7 protein-coding genes are annotated in these 5,157 nt (G+C 58.5%); all 7 read left to right on the top strand.

Annotation, left to right across the window (positions count from 1 at the left end):
* Positions 1–512: 512 nt before the first annotated feature.
* Entirely contained in the window at positions 513–1,127 is a 615-nt protein-coding gene (locus tag AAIR21_RS27260; RefSeq protein ID WP_434682752.1) for a fimbrial protein, read from the top strand.
* Positions 1,128–1,190: 63 nt separating this feature from the next.
* Positions 1,191–1,832, top strand: a complete 642-nt coding sequence (locus tag AAIR21_RS27255) for a hypothetical protein (RefSeq protein WP_422713216.1) — start codon at positions 1,191–1,193, stop codon at positions 1,830–1,832.
* A 60-nt stretch (positions 1,833–1,892) separates the two neighbouring features.
* A complete protein-coding gene (locus AAIR21_RS27250; protein ID WP_422713215.1) occupies positions 1,893–2,651 on the top strand; it encodes a fimbrial biogenesis chaperone in 759 nt (252 codons plus the stop codon).
* 19 nt (positions 2,652–2,670) lie between these two features.
* Positions 2,671–3,315, top strand: a complete 645-nt coding sequence (locus AAIR21_RS27245; protein WP_333169002.1) for a hypothetical protein — start codon at positions 2,671–2,673, stop codon at positions 3,313–3,315.
* 40 nt (positions 3,316–3,355) lie between these two features.
* Entirely contained in the window at positions 3,356–3,982 is a 627-nt protein-coding gene (locus tag AAIR21_RS27240) for a fimbrial protein (RefSeq protein WP_422713214.1), read from the top strand.
* Positions 3,983–4,019: 37 nt separating this feature from the next.
* On the top strand, positions 4,020–4,637 hold the full coding sequence (locus tag AAIR21_RS27235) for a fimbrial protein (RefSeq protein ID WP_422713213.1): 618 nt from the start codon (positions 4,020–4,022) through the stop codon (positions 4,635–4,637).
* 67 nt (positions 4,638–4,704) lie between these two features.
* Positions 4,705–5,157: fimbrial protein (locus AAIR21_RS27230; protein ID WP_434682750.1), on the top strand; the 453-nt coding region annotated here is incomplete at its 3' end.

Raw genomic sequence — 5,157 nt, 5'->3', positions numbered from 1 at the left:
CATACCGTGCGTTACACGGCCAGTAATGCGGAGCGATTTGAGGGTGTGTGGCGGTTAAAAAGTAAGCGAAAAAAGATTCATTTAGGACCAAACTGTAAACAACTATAGATTACCGCCCCGCTTTTGCCATAGCGAAAAAATGATAAAGTTCTTACGCAGATGTATCTTTATGTAAAACAAGTAAAAATATATCGCATAAACTTAATTAACATCATGAAATAACTCACTTTAAGTGTGAACATCCCTGTTCATTTTTTGCTTCCCGCCTCCCTTTATTCTTCCTGACCCGCGTCACTTTCGCTACCGAAAGTCAGAATCTTAACATTTCCCGGAAATGTTGGCAGCAATCTCTCCTGCATCCGCATTTTTAGCATAAACAGCTAAATCAGTGATTTAGTTGTCAAAATGGTCCTAAATGTAACCTTTCTGGTACAAAAAACACACAGGGCCGGCTGCTTACCCGCCTGCCGTATTGCAGGCTCAACCAGTTTCAATAAACGAGAATGTATTTCATGAAAGCAATTTTCAAAGTAACAGCAGTAGCAGCTCTGATGGCAGCCGGTATGGCTTCAGCAATGGCGGCACAGGGCAGCGGTCAGGCACAGGTGCTTATCCATGGTGAGGTTGTGCCGGTGGCCTGTACGATGGGCCCGGATGCCTCTACCCCGGCAGATATAAATCTGGGTAGCTGGACTGCAAGCGATTTCACGGCGGGGACCGGGGTCTATGCCGGCCTGTTTACCGTTCCAAACTCCATGAAAACGTTTAACGTTACCGCAACAGGCTGTAGCGGCGTGGCGCCACAGGAGAATGGCCAGTTCCTGCTGACCATTGATCGGGGCACACCGATGATGGATCCGAGTGACAAAATTTTTGGTGACCAAACCAAAGCTAAAGGCACGACGGCAGGCTTTACGCTGGAGGCTAAGGATAACTCTGCTAGCGCTACGGCGAAGCTCTATGCCGCAGACGACTCGCTGGTGCTTCATACGTTCGCATCCGGTGAGGACTGGAGTGCAGTAAATGGCACCACCATGAAGTTCACCACTTACATGGCTGCAAACAATGCTACCCCGGGCACCGGGCACGTTGAAGCACCGGTTACCTTCACGGTTAGCTACCAGTAATCGCTTTCCCGGGCGGGGGTTCCTGCCCGGGAGTATCAGTCATCTGACGGAAAGGGTGTATTGATGAGGCGTAGTGTGAATCTGCTGGTTTCGGGGGCGATAGTCTTATCCACCGGTGTCAGCATTGCCGTGTCAGGCATGAGTTGTGCACTGGCAGCCCAGGGCAGTCGTTCTGCGGTGGTGCTGATACATGGCAACATTGTCCCTGCGGCATGTGTGATGGGACCGGATGCGTCGCTCAGTAAGGATGTCAGTCTGGGGAGCTGGTCTGCGGCGGATTTTCAGAAGCAGGGCCCCCTGAATATTTATAAACGTCTGTACCTGGTTGCAGGCTCCAGGCAGCAGTTTGCCGTGACCGCAACGGGGTGTTCCGGTGCCGGTCCGGATGCAGGGCACAACCTGATACTGCGCGTTGATGAAAGCAGTCCGATGATTAATTACACGGATGGCCTGTTTGGTGACGCGTCACTGTCCGTGGGGACGACGGCGGGTGCCACGCTGGCAGCACCGGCCAGACCCGGTGAAAAAGAAGAAATGCTGCGTGCCGGTGATGAGGTGGTGATGTATGCCTTTGCGTCCGGTGAGGGATGGAATGCAGCAGACCATTCTGTGGTGAATTTTACGACGTATATGGCTGCCTCGACAGGCAGGCCTGGAGTGGGGCACGTTGAGGCCCCGGTCGTTTTCAAGGTTGACTATAAATAAATTTCATTGCATCCCGTGGCCGTTGTGCCGGCGGGGGGCATGTTCACGGAGTGCAGGCGGATGTATTCATGTAATGGCGTGGCGGGTGTCTGGCGGGTTCCTGTCGGTGTTGTGTGCAGTGCACTGGTAATGCTGATGTCGGCGCCTGCACTTGCTGCGGGGATTGGGGTCGGGGCTGTCCGGGTTATCTACGAGGCGAAAGACGGTCAGGCCCTGGTGCCTGTCACCAATTCGGCGGCAGACCCTTATCTGGTGCAGTCACGGATATCACTGACGCGGGACGGGCGTGAGACGACGCCATTCTTTGTTTCCCCTCCGCTGTTGCGGATGGAAGGGAATTCCAGGTCCGTATTACGTATCACGGGCAATACACAGTCACTGCCACAGGACCGGGAGAGTCTGTTTTACCTGACGGTCACCGGCATCCCGTCCTCCAGTCCGCTGTCGCGGCAGAGCAAAAGTGGTTTTATGTCCGGCGGCATGAGCTTTGCGCTGGCAACCTCGCTGAAGCTGTTTTATCGCCCGGACAATATCAAGGTGAGCGAAGAGCAGGCCGTGAAGGGGCTGAAGGTTACCCGCGCCGGCAGTGACGTGAGCATTCAGAATGCGTCCCCGTACTTCATTACGTTCAACGGCCTGAGGATTAACGGCCAGTCAGTGAAGTTCGGTAAGGGCGGTAAGCCTGACATGATTGCGCCGTTCAGTTCACAAACCTATCCGGCAGGGCGGGCCTACCCGCTGAGCCAGGCCGGAAAGGTGACGTGGCAGGTCATTACCGGTGTGGGCTTCCCGGTCTCGTCGGGCACAACCCTGCAGTGATGCAGTGGAGCAAAATGTGATGATGAACATCAGAATCAATCTGCTGACCCGTTGCCTGCTGACGGTTGTGATGGCGGGCGGTCTGTCCGGCTCATTACCCGCACAGGCGGTGAACAGCGGGACGGGCGTGTTCAGGGCGGTGATACAGCCCGGGACCTGCAGCGTGACGCTGAATCACGGGCAGACGTCTGCCGATGTCGATCTGAAGAGTGTGTATATCGGGAGTGTCAGTACCGGTACGCCACTACTCAGCTCCGATGGCAATCCGCAGACGCTGGATATCAGCTGCCCCGGCTACCCGGAGGCACAGTCAAAACCCTCACTGACGGTGACCGGGAATGCCATTGGCACGGGCTTCCCTTCCTCGGCCTCACTGTTCCGTGATACCGGGGCGGGCGCCGGGAATAACAACCCGTCCACCTCCCTGGGCTTTCAGGTGCAGGCGGCTCAGGCAGGTCAGCCCCCCGCGTCGTGGACGTCAGTGGATTACATGACGAAGGACACGGCGTATCAGGTGATGAGCACGGGTGGTAATGCGGATAACGCCAGCATTCCGGTGCGCTACACCATGTTCTGCGTGCCGCAGGGCGGTAAAAGCGTTGCGGACTGTCAGCAGGGAGGCAGCCTGAAAGCAGCGCTGTCCTTTACCTTTGATTATAAATAGTTTTTGTCGCCGGTCAGGCCGGTGTGGTGGAGTGAGCATAATGACGCAAACGATGCAGTCCATCCTCAGGGCCGCGGCAGGCCAGTTTCTGCCCGCGGTCGCGTGCGCCACAGCGGTGCTGGCAGCAGTGCCGGTGTCCGCAGCCCCGATAACGGTGAATGTCACCCAGACAGTACTGCCCGCCAACTGCGACCTGGCGCTGCAGGACGGAGACATGACCGGCGGTACGGTGGATTTTGGTACCCTCCAGGCGGCTGACCTGTCCGGGGCGGGCCAGGTGTCCGCCTCAAAAACGTTCAACCTGGCGCTGTCAAACTGTGGCGTTAACGCGACCTCGGTGGCCCCCCACATCACGGTGGCAGGGGCTTCCCTGGGGACGGGCGATGATGCGTACCTGTTTAAAACTACCGGGACGTCAGACGGACTTGGTTTTATCTTCCGGTTTAACGGCACGACGGTGTCGTGGGCCAGCGGCGGTGCTGATACAAAAAACATGCAGCCTGGCGATGACATCACCACCACTGCGAACACGCACGGGGCGCAGCTGCCGGTGACATGGCTGAATCAAAAAATTCCGGTGGCGGTGGCCGTTTCCACGGGCGCGCGCGCCACCCAGGTGGCGGGAGACCTCCAGGCGTCCGTCACCTTCAGTTTTGAGTACCGTTAACATGCGTGCAGCGAAGGGAGTGCAGGTGCAGACCAGTATGACAACGACAAACAATGAAACCCGCCGCCATCCGGCGGGCGGCATGCCCCGGGCGGGCATCCTGAAGGCCGCACTGCTGCCGGCACTGTTGTGTGCCGGGCTGGCGCAGGCGGGCGTTCCTGCCCCGGTGACGGTCACCTACACGGTGACCACCCAGGCGCCGACCTGTAACGTCACCCTGCCGCAGGGCGGCACCGTTGCCCTGACACCTGCCACCGTGGCGGATTTCTCCACCTCCCCGCTTAAGAAGGCCGGCGCGACGTTTGCGGTAACCCTGTCGGGCTGTACGGGCCAGCCCACGGCGGGCACCACGCCGAACCTGACGCTCTGGGGGACCCCGGACAACACTAAAGGGGACACCACTCTGTTTAAAAATGCGATCACAACCGGGGGCGCGGCCGGGCTCGGGTTTGTGCTGACAAAAGACACGACCGGCGTGGGTGCCCTGCTGCCGGTGGGGACGCAGGGCTCGCCGTACGCCATTCCGGTCACGATGAGCAGCGGAACCGGCAGGGTGGATTTCTTTGCCATGCCTTCGCGTGGCAACTATGCCACGACGGACGTCACCGCCGGGACAATGAGCACTGTGCTGAAATTTAACATGGATTACCGGTGAGGCGCCTGCGAAAGAAGGACAGGCCAATAGTGACGGGCGCGACCGCGCAGCGAAACAGAGGAACCAGATGATGACACAGCGTTTACAGCAACAGCCGGCAGGCCGCAGGGCATGCAGCCGGAAAGCGAGAGGGGGGGGGCGCCTCTGCGCACTGGCAGGGTTGATGATTACTGCCGGCATGGTGGCGGGGGGGATGACTCCCTCCCCGGCGCACGCAGCGGCTGACCAGTCACTGACGCTCACGGAGAGCGTCACCGCCGTTACCTGTGACGTCAGCGTGCCCGCAACCCTTGCTCTGGACAACATGAACGTCGGCGCCGTGACGGGCACTCAGCCGGATAAATCGACCGGCAAGACATTCTCCGTGACGCTCAACTGCCAGGGTGGGGCGGCCCCGCAGGCCTCCGTTGTCGGCGTGTGGGGGACTCCGGATGCTGCCGGGAGTTACACAAAACTGTTCAGAAATGAGGATGTATCCGCAGGCGCGGCGAAGGGCGTGGGGTTTGTCCTGACGAACAGC

Source organism: Enterobacter sp. PTB (assembly GCF_051130085.1).
Classification (GTDB): Bacteria; Pseudomonadota; Gammaproteobacteria; order Enterobacterales; family Enterobacteriaceae; genus Enterobacter; species Enterobacter ludwigii.
This window is presented reverse-complemented; position numbering and strand designations above follow the sequence as displayed.